The sequence below is a fragment of the Cupriavidus sp. SZY C1 genome (assembly GCF_032190535.1).
GTDB classification, from domain to species: Bacteria; Pseudomonadota; Gammaproteobacteria; order Burkholderiales; family Burkholderiaceae; genus Cupriavidus; species Cupriavidus pauculus_C.
Window position 1 is genome coordinate 79,792 of record NZ_JAUANU010000012.1, and the last position, 14,856, is coordinate 94,647.

The 14,856-nt window shown below is 70.8% G+C and carries 14 protein-coding genes; all 14 read left to right on the forward strand.

From position 1 onward, the window contains the following. The first annotated feature begins 18 nt into the window (after window positions 1-18). The 14 genes from QTN24_RS18515 to QTN24_RS18580 all read left to right on the forward strand — a co-directional run bounded on the left by QTN24_RS18515 (window position 19) and on the right by QTN24_RS18580 (window position 14,743). Entirely contained in the window at window positions 19-1,626 is a 1,608-nt protein-coding gene (locus QTN24_RS18515) for a carboxyl transferase domain-containing protein (RefSeq protein ID WP_124682705.1), read from the forward strand. Window positions 1,627-1,684: 58 nt separating this feature from the next. Beyond that, the gene (locus tag QTN24_RS18520) at window positions 1,685-2,611 is read left to right on the forward strand and encodes a CocE/NonD family hydrolase (RefSeq protein WP_313838874.1); all 927 of its coding nucleotides are present in this window, start codon (window positions 1,685-1,687) and stop codon (window positions 2,609-2,611) included. A 28-nt stretch (window positions 2,612-2,639) separates the two neighbouring features. Further along, a complete protein-coding gene (locus QTN24_RS18525) occupies window positions 2,640-3,425 on the forward strand; it encodes an enoyl-CoA hydratase/isomerase family protein (RefSeq protein WP_124682703.1) in 786 nt (261 codons plus the stop codon). A gap of 326 nt (window positions 3,426-3,751) precedes the next feature. Further along, window positions 3,752-5,158, forward strand: coding sequence for an adenosylmethionine--8-amino-7-oxononanoate transaminase (gene bioA, locus QTN24_RS18530; protein ID WP_313838877.1), 1,407 nt, complete (start codon window positions 3,752-3,754; stop codon window positions 5,156-5,158). Then, window positions 5,148-6,368 (forward strand): 8-amino-7-oxononanoate synthase, encoded by a 1,221-nt coding sequence (gene bioF / locus QTN24_RS18535; protein WP_313838879.1) that lies wholly within the window; start codon window positions 5,148-5,150, stop codon window positions 6,366-6,368. Before bioA ends, bioF begins: the two co-directional genes overlap by 11 nt. After that, a complete protein-coding gene (gene bioD / locus QTN24_RS18540; protein ID WP_313838881.1) occupies window positions 6,365-7,123 on the forward strand; it encodes a dethiobiotin synthase in 759 nt (252 codons plus the stop codon). The genes bioF and bioD overlap by 4 nt, the downstream gene beginning before the upstream one ends. A 33-nt stretch (window positions 7,124-7,156) precedes the next feature. After that, the gene (bioB, locus tag QTN24_RS18545; RefSeq protein WP_313838883.1) at window positions 7,157-8,233 is read left to right on the forward strand and encodes a biotin synthase BioB; all 1,077 of its coding nucleotides are present in this window, start codon (window positions 7,157-7,159) and stop codon (window positions 8,231-8,233) included. A gap of 73 nt (window positions 8,234-8,306) precedes the next feature. After that, window positions 8,307-10,346: an acetyl/propionyl/methylcrotonyl-CoA carboxylase subunit alpha gene (locus QTN24_RS18550; protein ID WP_313838885.1), complete on the forward strand. Its 2,040-nt coding sequence runs from the start codon at window positions 8,307-8,309 to the stop codon at window positions 10,344-10,346. A gap of 242 nt (window positions 10,347-10,588) precedes the next feature. Next, window positions 10,589-11,530 (forward strand): glyoxylate/hydroxypyruvate reductase A, encoded by a 942-nt coding sequence (locus QTN24_RS18555; protein ID WP_313838887.1) that lies wholly within the window; start codon window positions 10,589-10,591, stop codon window positions 11,528-11,530. 32 nt (window positions 11,531-11,562) lie between these two features. Next, entirely contained in the window at window positions 11,563-12,495 is a 933-nt protein-coding gene (locus QTN24_RS18560; RefSeq protein ID WP_313838888.1) for a hydroxymethylglutaryl-CoA lyase, read from the forward strand. A gap of 19 nt (window positions 12,496-12,514) precedes the next feature. Continuing rightward, window positions 12,515-13,012: a YbaK/EbsC family protein gene (locus QTN24_RS18565; RefSeq protein WP_124682696.1), complete on the forward strand. Its 498-nt coding sequence runs from the start codon at window positions 12,515-12,517 to the stop codon at window positions 13,010-13,012. Then, on the forward strand, window positions 13,009-13,260 hold the full coding sequence (locus QTN24_RS18570; protein ID WP_313838890.1) for a DUF1289 domain-containing protein: 252 nt from the start codon (window positions 13,009-13,011) through the stop codon (window positions 13,258-13,260). Before QTN24_RS18565 ends, QTN24_RS18570 begins: the two co-directional genes overlap by 4 nt. Beyond that, a complete protein-coding gene (locus QTN24_RS18575; protein ID WP_313838892.1) occupies window positions 13,257-14,183 on the forward strand; it encodes an MBL fold metallo-hydrolase in 927 nt (308 codons plus the stop codon). The genes QTN24_RS18570 and QTN24_RS18575 overlap by 4 nt, the downstream gene beginning before the upstream one ends. 2 nt (window positions 14,184-14,185) lie before the next feature. After that, window positions 14,186-14,743, forward strand: a complete 558-nt coding sequence (locus tag QTN24_RS18580) for a GNAT family N-acetyltransferase (RefSeq protein WP_313838893.1) — start codon at window positions 14,186-14,188, stop codon at window positions 14,741-14,743. The last annotated feature ends 113 nt before the right edge of the window (window positions 14,744-14,856 follow it).

Below are 14,856 nucleotides of genomic sequence, written 5' to 3' on the forward strand. Positions count from 1 at the left end.
GCATCCACAGGAAGAGACATGCCCACGCTGGAAACCAAACTGAACGCACGCTCGGAATCGTTCAAGGCCAACGCCGAGACCATGCAGGCGCTGGTGGCGGACCTGCGTCAGAAAATCGCCAGGCTGGCCGAAGGGGGCGGCGAGGATGCCCGCAACAAGCACCTGGGCCGTGGCAAGCTGCTGCCGCGCGACCGCGTGCAGCAACTGCTGGACCCCGGCACGCCGTTCCTGGAACTGTCGCAACTTGCCGCCTACGGCATGTACGACGACGCCGCGCCGGGCGCCGGCATCATCACCGGCATCGGCCGCGTGGCCGGCCAGGAATGCGTGATCGTCTGCAACGACGCCACGGTCAAGGGCGGCACGTACTACCCGATGACGGTCAAGAAGCACATCCGCGCGCAGGAGATTGCCGAGCAGAACCACCTGCCGTGCATCTACCTGGTCGATTCGGGCGGTGCCAACCTGCCCAACCAGGACGACGTGTTCCCGGACCGCGACCACTTCGGCCGCATCTTCTACAACCAGGCCAACCTGTCGGCGCAAGGCATTCCGCAGATTGCCGTGGTGATGGGGTCGTGCACGGCCGGTGGCGCCTACGTGCCGGCCATGAGCGACGAGTCGATCATCGTCAAGAACCAGGGCACGATCTTCCTGGGCGGCCCGCCGCTGGTGAAGGCGGCCACCGGCGAGGAAGTGAGCGCCGAGGACCTGGGCGGCGCCGACGTGCACACGCGGCTGTCCGGCGTGGCCGACTACTTTGCCCAGAACGATCATCACGCGCTCTCGCTGGCGCGCAACATCGTCCAGCACCTGAACCGCCGCAAGCCGGACCAGATCCGCCTGCACGAACCGGTGGAGCCGCTGTACCCGGTGGAGGAACTGTACGGCGTGATCCCCACCGACACGCGCAAGCCGTACGACGTGCGCGAGGTCATCGCGCGCATTGTCGACGGCTCCGAGTTCGACGAGTTCAAGGCCCGCTACGGCACCACGCTGGTCTGCGGCTTCGCGCGGATCTGGGGCTACCCGGTGGGCATCGTGGCCAACAACGGCATCCTGTTCTCGGAATCGGCGTTGAAGGGCGCGCACTTCATCGAACTGTGCTGCCAGCGCAAGATTCCGCTGGTGTTCCTGCAGAACATCACGGGCTTCATGGTCGGCCGCAAGTACGAGAACGAGGGCATCGCGCGCAACGGCGCCAAGATGGTCACGGCTGTTGCCACGGCGCAGGTGCCCAAGTTCACGGTGATCATCGGCGGCTCGTTCGGGGCCGGCAACTACGGCATGTGCGGGCGGGCCTATTCGCCGCGCTTCCTGTGGATGTGGCCGAACGCGCGGATCTCGGTGATGGGTGGCGAGCAGGCCGCGAGCGTGCTGGCGACGGTGCGCCGCGATGGCATCGAGGCCAAGGGCGGCCAGTGGAGCCCCGGCGACGAAGAGGCGTTCAAGGCGCCGATCCGCGACCAGTACGAGCGCCAGGGCCATCCGTACTACGCCAGCGCGCGGCTCTGGGACGACGGCGTGATCGACCCGGCCCAGACCCGCACGGTGCTGGGGCTGGGCCTGTCGGCCAGCCTGAACGCGCCGATCGGCGAGATGAAGTTCGGCGTCTTCCGCATGTGATGCCGGGCGTGGCCCTTAACGTTGGTCATCGAATTTGACTGGAAGGTTGGTCGTCGTCATGTCCCGAGCTGTTCCCTCCCTGCACCGCGCGCTGGCCACGCTGGCCGCGCTGGCCGGCCTTGCCGGGTGCGGCCCCGCCGCCGCCCAGGCCGCGCTGCCGCCGCAGGCCGTGGAGCAGGTGGTGATGGTGCCGAAGGTGAACGCGCAGGCCACCGTGGACCTGGAGACGACGATCATCCGCCCGGCCGGCGACGGCCCGTTCCCGCTCGTGGTGATCAACCACGGCAAGTCGCCGGGCAAGCCCGCGTTCCAGGGCCGGGCGCGCTTTGCGGCGCAATCGGCCGAGTTCGTGCGGCGCGGCTACGTGGTGGCGCTGCCCATGCGCCAGGGCTTCTCGAAATCGGGCGGCCAGTACGTGGGCGGTAGCTGCGACGTGCGCGGCAACGGCATGATGCAGGCCGAGGACGTGGTGGCGGCGCTGGACTACCTGGCGCAGCAGCCCTACGTCGATCCGGCGCGCATCGTGGTGCTGGGCCAGTCGCACGGCGGGCTGTCGACCATGGCGCTGTCGGCCATTGGCTACCCCGGCGTGCTGGGCGTGGTCAATTTCGCGGGCGGCCTGCGCAACGACAACTGCGTGGGCTGGGAGAACAACCTGATCGACGCGTTCGGCGACTACGGGCGCGGCGCGCGCTACCCGTCGCTGTGGATCTACGGCGCCAACGACAGCTACTGGCCGTGGCCGCTGCCCGAGCGCATGTTCAACAGCTACAAGGCCAACGCGCGCGGCCCGGCTGCCGATGCGCGCTTTGTCGACGTGGGCGAGTTCGAGGGCGACTCGCACCGGCTGTTCAGCAACCGCGCCGGCGTGGCGCTGTGGCTGCCCGAGGTAGAGGCGTTCTTCCGCCACCTGGGGCTGCCGTTCGACGAACTGCCCGAGCGGGCGCTGCCGGTCCGGGGCCGGCCCGCCGGCCAGGCATCCTGATCACGACCGATCTACCGGAGACAGAACCATGCAATTCACCACCCTGACCGTGACGGCCGAGCGCCACGTTGCCACGGTCACGCTGAACCGGCCCGACGTGCGCAACGCGTTCAACGAGACCGTGATTGCCGAACTGACCGGCGCCTTCCGCGCGCTGGGCGACACGCCCGAGGTGCGCGCCATCGTGCTGGCCGGCAACGGCCCGGCGTTCTGCGCCGGCGCGGACCTGAACTGGATGAAGAAGATGGCCGGCTACTCGGACGACGAGAACCGCGCCGACGCCCTGACCCTGGCCCAGATGCTGCACACGGTCTGGATCTGCCCCAAGCCCGTGATCGCGCGCGTGCAGGGCGATACCTACGCCGGCGGCATGGGCCTGGTGGCCGCGTGCGACATCGCCGTGGCGTCGGCAACGGCCAACTTCTGCCTGTCCGAGGCCCGGCTGGGCCTGCTGCCGGCCACCATCAGCCCGTACGTGATCCGCGCGATGGGCGAGCAGGCCGCGCGTCGCTACTTCATCACGGCCGAACGGTTCGACGCCGCCGAGGCGCTGCGCCTGGGCTTTGTCCACGCCGTGGTGCCGCCGCAGGACCTGGACGAGAAAGTGGCCGAGATCGCCGCCACACTGGCCGCCAACAGCCCCAACGCCGTGCGCGAGAGCAAGCGCCTGGTGCAGGAAGTGTCTGGCCGCCCCATCGACAGCGACCTGCTGGCCGACACCGCCAACCGCATCGCCGCCATCCGCGCCTCGGATGAAGGCCGCGACGGCGTGCGGTCGTTCCTGGAAAAGCGCGCACCGGCGTGGAAGGTGTAGGCCGGTGATGGCGATGCCAGCCCGCTCCCAGGTCAGCCCGCGGCGGCAGTCATGCCGATGTGGCTGGGGGAGAGGGCCAGCGCCCCGGTCATCACGAAATCTTGGCCGACGTTACACGCAAAAGCCGTCCACCCAGGTGCCACACTCGCCACCAGCGCCCCGAACATCGCCCAACCTCGCCTAACGCGACGCCAAACGGCCAGCGCCACGCGATTTGCCAACCGTCCAAGGACCTTCCTACCATGAGCCTCCCCCGATCCCGCACCGCCCCGGCAGCCGCTGCCGTGCCCGGCGTGGCGGGTCATGGCTTATCCAAGGAGGGTCCCATGACACATCCTGTCCCCCAATCCGCGACGGGCGATGCCACGCTCGCGGCGCGCAGCCAGCGCGCCGTCTGGCATCCCTGCACGCGGCTGCGTCCCGACGCTTCGGCCAACGAGCCGCCGCTGGCCATTGCCAGCGGTGACGGCCCGTGGCTGGTCGATACCGACGGCCGCCGCTATTTCGACGCCATCAGCTCGTGGTGGGTCAACCTGTTCGGCCACGCCAACCCGGCCATCAACGCGGCGCTGACCCGGCAGTTGCAGACGCTGGAACACGTGATGCTGGCCGGCTGCACGCACGCGCCGGCCGTGGAGCTGGCCGAGCGCCTGTCGGCGCTGACCGGCGGCGCGCTGGGCCATGCGTTCTACGCGTCCGACGGCGCGTCGGCCGTCGAGATCGCGCTGAAGATGAGCTTTCACTACTGGCGCAACACGGGCCTGTCGGCCAAGCGCGAGTTCGTCTGCCTGCGCCACGGCTACCACGGCGAGACGGTGGGCGCGCTGGCCGTGACCGACGTGGAGATCTTCCGCGACGCCTACGACCCGCTCACGCGCCGCGCCCACGTGGTGATGTCGCCCGATGCGCGCCAGGCCGTGGGTGCCGAGACGCCGGCCGACGTGGCCGCCCGAGCGCTGGCCGCGCTCGAAGCGCTGCTGCGCGAGCGCGCCGGCCAGATCGCCGCGCTGATCGTCGAGCCGCTGGTGCAGGGCGCGGCCGGCATGGCGATGTACGACCCGTCGTACCTGGACGGCGCCCGCGCGCTGTGCGACCGCTACCGCGTGCACCTGATCGCCGACGAGATCGCGGTGGGCTGCGGCCGCACCGGCACGTTCTTCGCCTGGGAACAGGCGCGCGGCGGCGACCCGGTGCCGGCGCATGGCTGGCCCGATTTCCTGTGCCTGTCCAAGGGCATCACGGGCGGCTACTTGCCGCTGTCGCTGGTGCTGTCGCGGCCCGAGGTGCAGCGCGCGTTCGTGGCCGACGACATCGCGCGCAGCTTCCTCCATTCGCACTCGTACACGGGCAACCCGCTGGCGTGCCGCGCGGCGCTGGCCACGCTGGACCTGTTCGCGCAGGACGACGTGCTGGCCCGCAACCGCGAGCGCGCGCAGTGGCTGGCCGACGCCATGGCCGGCATCGCCGCCGACCCGCGCGTGACGAACGTGCGCCAGCGCGGCCTGATCTGGGCGGCCGACATCGACCCGGCCGCCGCCGGCCCCGACTTTGCCGCGCGCTTCCACCTGGCCGCGCGCGCGCACGGCGTGCTGGTCCGGCCGATTGGCCATACGCTGTACGTGATGCCGCCGTACGTGTTCGATGCCGCGCTGGCGGCGTGGCTGGGCGACCAGTTGCGTGCCACGCTGCACGCGGTGATCGGCGCCGCGCAGGAGGTTCGCCATGCTGCTTGACCACCTGAAGCGCGCCGCCGCCGAGCGCGAGGCGCAGTCGCTGACGCGCCGCCGCCGCATCGCCCACACGGCCTGCGCGCCGCATCAGTCGGTAGGCGCCGTCGACGCCACGCCCACGCCGCTGCTGACGTTCTGCAGCAACGACTACCTGGGGCTGGCCGACCATGCGTCGATCGCCCACGCGCTGGCCGAGGGCGCGCATCGCTACGGCGCCGGCAGCGGCGCGTCGCACCTGGTCAGCGGCCATTCGCTGGCGCACGCGCAGCTGGAACACGAACTGGCGCGCTGGCTGGCGCCGCACATCCCGCAGGCGCAGGCGCTGTACTTCTGCACCGGCTACATGGCCAACCTGGCGGTGCTGACCGCGCTGGGCACGGCCGGGGCGACGCTGTTCTGCGAGGCGCTGAACCATGCGTCGCTGATCGACGGCGCGCGGCTGGCCCGGGCCGACGTGCAACGCTATCCGCACGGCGACGTGCAGGCGCTGGACGCACTGCTGCAGGCCAGCCAGGGCACGCTGAAGCTGATTGTCACCGACAGCGTGTTCAGCATGGACGGCGACATCGCGCCGCTGGCCGCGCTGCTGGCGCTGGCCGAGCGCCACGACGCGTGGATCGTGGTCGACGACGCGCACGGCTTTGCCGCGCTCGGCGCGCACGGCCGGGGCGTGCTGGAACACCTGGGGCTGCGCTCCGAGCGGCTGATCTACATCGGCACGCTGGGCAAGGCGGCTGGCGTGGCTGGCGCGTTCGTGGCCGCGCACGAGACCATCGTCGAGCACCTGGTCAACACGGCGCGCCCGTATATCTACACGACGGCCGCGCCGCCGGCCGTGGCGCACGCGCTGCTGACGAGCCTGGAGATCATCGGCGGCGAGGAAGGCCGCAGCCGCCGCGCCCATCTGGCTAACCTGATCGCGCAGTTGCGCGCCGGGCTGGCGGGCCTGGCCGCGCGTGCAGGGTGGACGCTGGGCGCGAGCGACACGGCGATCCAGCCGCTGATCGTGGGCGACAACGCCGCGTCGCTGGCGCTGTCCGCCGCGCTGGAGGCCGAAGGCATCCGCGTGGGCGCGATCCGGCCGCCCACGGTGCCGGCCGGCACGGCGCGGCTGCGCATCACGCTGTCGGCGTCGCATACGGCGGCCGACGTGGCGCGCCTGCTCGACGCCATCGCCCGCGCCACGCCGCAGGTGCTACGGGAGGCCGCATGACTGCCATCCGAACCCACCGTCCCGCGCGCTTTGCCTGCTTTGTCACGGGCACCGACACCGGCGTGGGCAAGACGCACGCCACGGCCACGCTGCTGCACGCGCTGCACGGCGCCGGCTACAGCACCGTGGGCATGAAGCCCGTGGCGGCCGGCGGCGAATGGCTGGACGACCGCTGGCAGAACGACGACGTCGACCAGTTGCGCGCGGCGGGCTCCGTGATCGTGCCGCAGGAAGAGATGTGCCCGTTCTTCTTCCGCACGCCGGCGTCGCCGCACCTGGCCGCCGCGCTGGAGGGCGAGCGCATCACGCGCGGCCCGATCCGCGACGCCTTCGAGGTGCTGCGCCGCAAGGCCGACGCCGTGGTGGTGGAGGGCGTGGGCGGCTTTGTGGTGCCGCTGGACGTGGGCGCCGTGCGGTGGACCACCGCCGACCTGGCCGTGATGCTGGACCTGCCCGTGATCATGGTGGTGGGCGTGCGGCTGGGCTGCCTGAGCCACGCGATGCTGACCGCCGAGGCGGTACGTGCGCGCGGGCTGAAGCTGGCCGGCTGGATCGCCAACCGCATCGACCCGGACATGCTGCTGCCCACCGAGAACATCGTCACGCTGCAGGACGCGCTGGACGCGCCGCTGCTGGGCGAGCTGCCCTGGCAGGTGGCCCCGGCCGCCGCCGCCCAGCACCTGGACCTCGCGCCGCTGTTTGCCAGCCCGCTGCCCGGTCCCTCCGCCGAAACCGGCGCGCCGCGTCACGCCTGACCCGCGCCCGACAAACCGAATTCGCCAGACAAAATGACCCAGATCGCACAGAACACCCAGAACACCCAGAACACCCGGACCAACGACAGCCAGGCCGTTGCCACCATCTCCGCCGACGCCCTGCGCCAGTCGGCCCGCAACCTCGCCGCCGCCGCCGCGAAGGCGGACGACGCCTGGCGCGTGGACGACGTGGCCGCGCTGTTTGCCCTGCCGTTCAACGACCTGCTGTTCCGCGCGCAGCAGGTGCACCGCGAGCACTTCGACCCGAACACGGTGCAGCTCTCCACGCTGCTGTCGATCAAGACCGGCGGCTGCGAGGAAGACTGCGGCTACTGCCCGCAGAGCGCGCACCACGAGGCCGGCGTGAAGGCCGAGAAGCTGATGGAGCTGGACGCCGTGCTCGACGCCGCCCGCGCCGCCAAGGCCAACGGCGCCACGCGCTTCTGCATGGGCGCCGCCTGGCGCAGCCCCAAGGACCGCCACCTGGAGCCCGTGATCGACATGGTGCGCGAGGTGAAGGCGATGGGCCTGGAGACCTGCGTCACGCTGGGCATGCTCAAGGCCGAACAGGCGCAGCGGCTCAAGGACGCCGGGCTGGACTACTACAACCACAACCTCGATACGTCGCCCGAGTTCTACGGCAAGATCATCACCACGCGCACGTACCAGGACCGGCTGGACACCATCGGCCACGTGCGCGAGGCGGGCATCAACGTATGCTGCGGCGGCATCGTCGGCATGGGCGAGTCGCGCGCGGCGCGCGCCGGGCTGATTGCCCAGCTTGCCAACATGGACCCGTACCCGGAGTCGGTGCCCATCAACAACCTGGTGCAGGTGGAAGGCACGCCGCTGGCCGGCACCGAGGCGCTGGACCCGTTCGAATTCGTCCGCACCATTGCCGTGGCACGCATCACGATGCCGCGCGCGATGGTGCGCCTGTCCGCCGGCCGCGAGGCCATGGACGAAGCGTTGCAGGCGCTGTGCTTCATGGCCGGCGCCAATTCCATTTTCTATGGCGAGAAGCTGCTGACGACCGGCAATCCCCAGGCAGAGCGCGACCGCGCACTGCTGGCCCGTCTGGATATCCGCGCGGAAGGCTACGCGGGGTAACCGACGCCAGGGGGACGCAGTACCGCTGGTCCGACGGAGCACGGCTCGCCTTACCGGAGACAAGGGAGGAGCCATGTTCAACAAGATCCTGATCGCCAACCGTGGCGAGATTGCCTGCCGCGTGGCGGCTACGTGCCGCCGGCTGGGCATCCGCACCGTGGCGGTGTACTCGGACGCCGATGCCGATGCCCGGCACGTGGCGTTCTGCGACGAGGCCGTGCATATCGGCGGCCCGGCCGCGCGCGACAGCTACCTGCGCGCGGACCACATCATCGAGATGGCGAAGGAGACCGGCGCCCAGGCCATCCATCCGGGCTACGGCTTCCTGTCCGAGAACGAGGACTTTGCGCGCGCCTGCGCCGAGGCCGGGCTCGTGTTCATCGGCCCGCCGGCCGACGCCATCCACGCGATGGGCAGCAAGAGCGCCGCCAAGCAGCTGATGGAAAAGGCGGCCGTGCCGCTGGTGCCCGGCTACCACGGCGAGGACCAGGACGCCGCGCTGCTGCGGCGCGAGGCCGACCGCATCGGCTACCCGGTGCTGCTCAAGGCCAGCGCCGGTGGCGGCGGCAAGGGCATGCGCGTGGTGGAGGCGGGCGATGGCTTCGAGGCCGCGCTGGCGTCGGTCAAGCGCGAGGCACTGGCCAGCTTCGGCGACGACAAGGTGCTGGTGGAAAAGTACCTCACGCGGCCGCGCCACATCGAGATCCAGGTGTTTGCCGACACCCACGGCAACTGCGTCTACCTGTTCGAGCGCGACTGCTCGGTGCAGCGGCGCCACCAGAAGGTGCTGGAAGAAGCACCGGCCCCGGGCATGACCGAGGACCGCCGCCGCGCCATGGGCGAGGCCGCCGTGGCCGCCGCGCGCGCGGTGGGCTACGTGGGCGCCGGCACCGTCGAGTTCATCGCCAACCAGGACGGCTCGTTCTACTTCATGGAGATGAACACGCGGCTGCAGGTCGAGCATCCGGTGACCGAGATGATCACCGGGCAGGACCTCGTCGAATGGCAGTTGCGCGTGGCGGCCGGCGAGCCGCTGCCGCTGACGCAGGACCAGTTGCGCATCGACGGCCACGCGCTGGAGGCGCGCATCTACGCCGAAAACCCCGACAAGGGCTTTCTGCCGTCCACCGGCACGCTGCGCTTCCTGCGCACGCCGCCGGCGGTGCAGTTCATGCGTGGCGGCGACGCCCATGGCCCGGCCGGCGTGCGGATCGACGCCGGCGTGCGCGAGGGCGACGCGATCAGTCCGTTCTACGACCCGATGATCGCCAAGCTGATCGTCTGGGGCCGCGACCGCGACGAGGCGCTGTCGCGCATGGCGCAGGCGCTGGCCGGCTACCACGTGGTGGGGCTGTCGACCAACGTCGCGTTCCTGCAGCGGCTGGTGAAGTCCGACGCCTTCCGCACGGCCGACCTGGACACGGGGCTGATCGAGCGCAACCAGGCCACGCTGTTTCCGCCGCAGAAGTCGGTCGGCATCGAGGCCATCGCACTGGCCGTGGCCGCGCTGCTCGAGCGCGAGGCGCGCGAGCGCCGCGTGGACGAAGCTGATCGCCACTCGCCGTGGACGCAGGCCGGCGGCTGGCGCCTGAACGGGCGCGACACACGCACGCTGCATTTCGAAGGCGGTGGCCACCGGCTCGAAGTCGTGCTCAAGGGCGATGCCCGCGACACGCGCAAGAGCACGCTGATCTACGCCGATCAGGCCGCGCCGTTCGCCTACACGTTCAATGCCGACGACATCCGCGTCGACCTGGGTACACGCCGCACGCACGGGCAGGTACACCGCGAGGGCGACACCTTCCACGTGTTCCACGCCGGCCGCCACACCGTGGTGGCCTGGCTGGACCCGCTGGCCCACGCCGGCGAATCGGAAGGCGAGGGCGGCAAGCTGACCGCGCCGATGCCGGGCAAGGTCATCGCCGTGATGGTGGAGCCGGGCAGCAAGGTCACGCGCGGCACGCCGCTGCTGGTCATGGAGGCCATGAAGATGGAACACACCATCCACGCCCCCACCGACGGGCTGGTCAGCGAGGTGCTCTACGGCGTCGGCGAACAGGTGGCCGAAGGCGCGCAGTTGCTGGCCTTCGCGGCGGCGGAAGCGGTGGCCTGAGCGGGACCGGGGCCTCACCAAGGCAGGCGCAATCGCACTAGCCCGGAGGCTTCTTGCTCCCCTCTCCCGCAAGGCGGGAGAGGGGCCGGGGGAGAGGCCCAGGCGGTTCCAGCCGCGGCAGCGCCCGCAAGCGTGCGACGGCCGCGGCATCGCGCCATCCCGCCCTGCAGTACCCCCCGCCGCGGCCCGCAAATGCGCGCATAATTCCCGCTCATAGCCCCGCAAGACACAATGGAGTCGAGATGAAGTTGCAGTTGTATGTGCCCGATGGCCGCTACGCGCCGTGGATCGAGGGATTTGCCGAGGCGTTGCCCGAGGCGCAGTGCCTGACCTGGGAAGACAGCCAGGGCCAGCAGGCCGACTACGCCGTGGTGTGGCGGCCGCCGCTGGAGATGCTGCGCGGACGCACGGACCTGAAGGCGGTCTTCAATCTCGGCGCCGGCGTGGACGGCATCCTGCGGCTGCGCGACACGGCCCCCGACGCGCTGCCGGCCGGCGTGCCGATCGTGCGGCTCGATGACGCCGGCATGGCGGCCCAGATGGGCGAGTACGTCACGGCGGCCGTGCTGCGCTACTTCCGCAAGCTCGATGCCTACGACGCGCAGGAGCGGGCCGGCACGTGGAAATTCCTGAAGCCCCACCGCCGTGCCGATTTCACGGTCGGCGTGATGGGCATCGGCGCGCTGGGCGCCCATATCGCGCGCACGCTGGCCGGTTTCGGCTTTCCGGTGCGCGGCTGGAGCCGGTCGCCGAAGGCGGTGGACGGCGTGCAGTCGTTCCACGGCACCGACGGCCAAGGCGCGTTCCTGGACGGGCTCAAGGTGCTGGTGAACGTGCTGCCGCTGACGCCCGAGACCGAGGACATCATCGATACCGCGCTGCTCTACCGCCTGGCCAAGGGCGCGTACGTGGTCAACGTGGCGCGCGGCCAGCACCTGGTGGAAGCGGACCTGCTGGCGGCCGTGCAGGACGGGCAGATCGCCGGCGCCACGCTGGACGTGTTCCGCACCGAGCCGCTGCCCGCCGAGCATCCGTTCTGGCAGGAGCCGCGCATCACCATCACCCCGCATATCTCGGCGCTGACGCTGCGCGAGGACAGCATCGCCCAGATCGCCGGCAAGATCCGCCTGCTCGCCGCGGGCAAGCCCATCGCCGGCGTGGTGGACCTGGGGCGCGGCTACTGAGCGGCGCCGAACCGGCAAACGAGGAGACAACCATGACTATCCCCCAGTACGTGAAGATCGTCGAAGTGGGCCCGCGCGACGGCCTGCAGAACGAAAAGGCGATGGTGCCGGCCGACGTGAAGGTCGCGCTGATCAACCAGTTGACCGACGCCGGCTTTGTCAACATCGAGGCGGCGTCGTTCGTGTCGCCGAAATGGGTGCCGCAGATGGCCGACGGCGCCGAGGTCATGGCGCGCATCGCCCGCCGGCCGGGCACGCTGTACTCGGTGCTGACGCCGAACATGAAGGGCTTCGAGGGCGCCGTGGCTGCCGGCGCCGACGAGGTGGTGATCTTCGGCGCGGCCAGCGAGGCGTTCTCGCAGAAGAACATCAACTGCTCGATTGCCGAATCGATCGCGCGCTTCGAGCCGGTGGCGGCCGCCGCCAAGGAAGCCGGCATCCGCCTGCGCGGCAGCATCTCGTGCTCGCTGGGCTGCCCGTACCAGGGCGAGGTGCCCGTGAGCGCCGTGGTGGACGTGGTCCGCCGGATGCGCGAGCTGGGCTGCGACGAGATCGACATCGCCGATACCATCGGCGTCGGCACGCCGGTCAGGGTGCAGGAGGTGATGCGCGCCGCATCGGCCGAATTCGCGATGGACCGGCTGTCGGGCCATTTCCACGATACCTATGGCCAGGCGCTCTCGAACATCCTGGCCAGCCTGGAAGTGGGCATCGGCATCTTCCACGCATCGGTGGCCGGGCTGGGCGGCTGTCCGTATGCCAAGGGCGCCACCGGCAACGTGGCCACCGAGGACGTGCTGTACATGCTGCACGGCATGGGCCTGCACACGGGCATCGACCTGGAGGCGGTGGTCCGGGCCGGCGATTTCATCTCGCAGGCCATCGGCCGCGCCAACAGTTCGCGCGTGGGCAAGGCACTGCTGACCAAGTGGGCGGCGGCGGCGGACGCCACCGTCTGCGTCTGAACCAGGGAGGACTGCAAGCATGGGTGACAACTCGCTCCCCGAATCCGCGCAGCGCGTGGCGGACCTGCTGGCCGGCATCGGCCATGACCGGCCGGTGGTGATGCTGCCGGCCACCGGCAGGACGTCCGCCGAGGCCGCGGCCGGGCTGGGCTGCACCGTGGCCGAGATCGCCAAGTCGATCATCTTCCGGCGCGTGGAGGACGACGCGCCGGTGCTGGTCATCGCCAGCGGCAGCAACCGCGTGGACGAGGCCAAGGTGGCCGCGCGCGTGGGCGCGCTGGGCAAGGCCGACGCCCGGTTCGTGCGCGAGAAGACCGGCTACGCGATTGGCGGCGTCTGCCCGATCGGCCACGCGGTCAAGCCGGTGATGCTGCTGGACGCCGACCTGTTCCGCTACGAAAGCGTCTGGGCCGCCGCCGGGCATCCGCACGCCGTCTTCAACCTGACACCCCAGCAGTTGCAGGCCATGACCGGCGCCGACGTGGCCGACGTGGCGCAGCAGCAGGCCCCGGCATGACGCCCGCCCGCCGCCGGCTGCTGGCTGACATGGTGCGCGGCGCGGCGGCGGCGCAGATCGTCTCGCCGGTGCCGTCGCCGTGCCGCAGCGTCTGCAAGATGGACCGCGACAGCGGCTTCTGCGAAGGCTGCCTGCGCACCATCGACGAGATCGCCGGCTGGTCCGGCGCCGACGACGCGCAGCGGCGGCGCATCTGGGCGCTGCTGCCCGCCCGCGTGGCGCGGCTGTGCGAGGACAGCGCGGCATGACCGCCCCGGCGCTGCTCGCCACGATGCGCGTGTTCGAGCGTGGCTGGCTGTCGGCCAACAACGTGCTGTTCGTCGACGATGCCAGCGGCGACACGTCGCTGGTCGATACCGGCTACGTCACGCACGCCGCCCAGACCGTGGCGCTGGTGGAAGCGGCACTGCAGGGCCGGCCGCTGCGGCGCGTGATCAATACCCATCTCCATTCCGATCATTGCGGCGGCAACGCGGCGCTGCAGCGGCGCTGGCAGCCGCGCACGGCCATCCCGGCCGCCGAGGCCGCCGCGGTGTCCGCCTGGGACGCCGACGCGCTGAGCTTCGACGCCACCGGCCAGCAGTGCGACCGGTTCACGTTCGATGCGGTGCTGCACGACGGCGACACGCTGACGCTGGGCGGCATCGACTGGCAGGTGATCGCCGCGCCGGGCCACGACCCGCACGCGGTCATGCTGTTCGCGCCGGCGCACGGCATCCTGATCTCGGGCGATGCGCTCTGGGAGAACGGCTTCGGCGTGATCTTTCCGGAACTGGACGGCGACAGCGGCTTTGCCGAGCAGGCCGCCATCCTTGCGCGCATCGACACGCTCGGCGCCCGCATCGTGATCCCCGGCCACGGTGCCGTCTTTGGCGACGTGACCGGCGCGGTGGCGCGGGCGCGCAGCCGGCTCGACTACCTGCGCGGCGATCCGCTGCGCAATGCCACCCACGCGATGCGCGTGCTCGTGAAGTTCCGGCTGCTGGAGGCGCAGGCGCTGTCCCGCGACGCGCTGTACGCGTGGTTCCGGGCCACGCCGCTGATGCACCGCATCCACACCCGCTTTCTGGCCGAGGAGCCGCTCGACGCGCTGTTCGACCAGACGCTGCAGGCGCTGGAGAGCGCCGGCGCGCTGCGGCGCGAGGGCGAGCGGGTCGTCGACGCGGGCTGACCATGCAGCCGCTGCGCAGCCAGGACTTTCTGCTCCGCCCGTTCCGCGCCAGCGACGAGGCGCAGTTCGTGATGGCCGTGCGGGAATCGATGCCGACGGTGGGCCTCTGGATGCCCTGGGCGCGCCCGGACTACGGCATCTACGACGCCCGTGAGTGGTTCGACCGCTGCGCGGCGATGATGGACGAGGGCGCCGCGTACGACATCGGCGTGTTCTCGCCGGACGGGCGCGAGCTGTACGGCGGCGTGGCCATCAACCAGATCCGCCGCGAGGACAACCTGGGCAACCTGGGCTACTGGATCCGGCAAAGCCGCCAGCATCGCGGCCTGGCGTCGGGCGCCGCCGCGATGATGGCCTGCCACGGCTTCCACGCGCTGGCGCTCACGCGCCTGGAGATCGTGGCCGTCGAGACCAACCTCGCAAGCCGCGCCGTCGCCGAAAAGATCGGTGCGCAGTTCGAATGCATCGCCCGCAACCGCCTGATCCTGCGCGGCCGGCCCGTGGCGGCCGCCGTGTATTCGCTGGTGCCTGAGTCATTTGAGGGGGGCGGTAGGGGGTGATGGTGGGGGGTAGGGCATTGGCGGATTGCCGCCTCGCAGCATCGTCACCTCTGGTTTGCTCCCCTCTCCCACATCGTGGGAGAGGGGGCGGGGGTGAGGGCATGGCTGTGCAA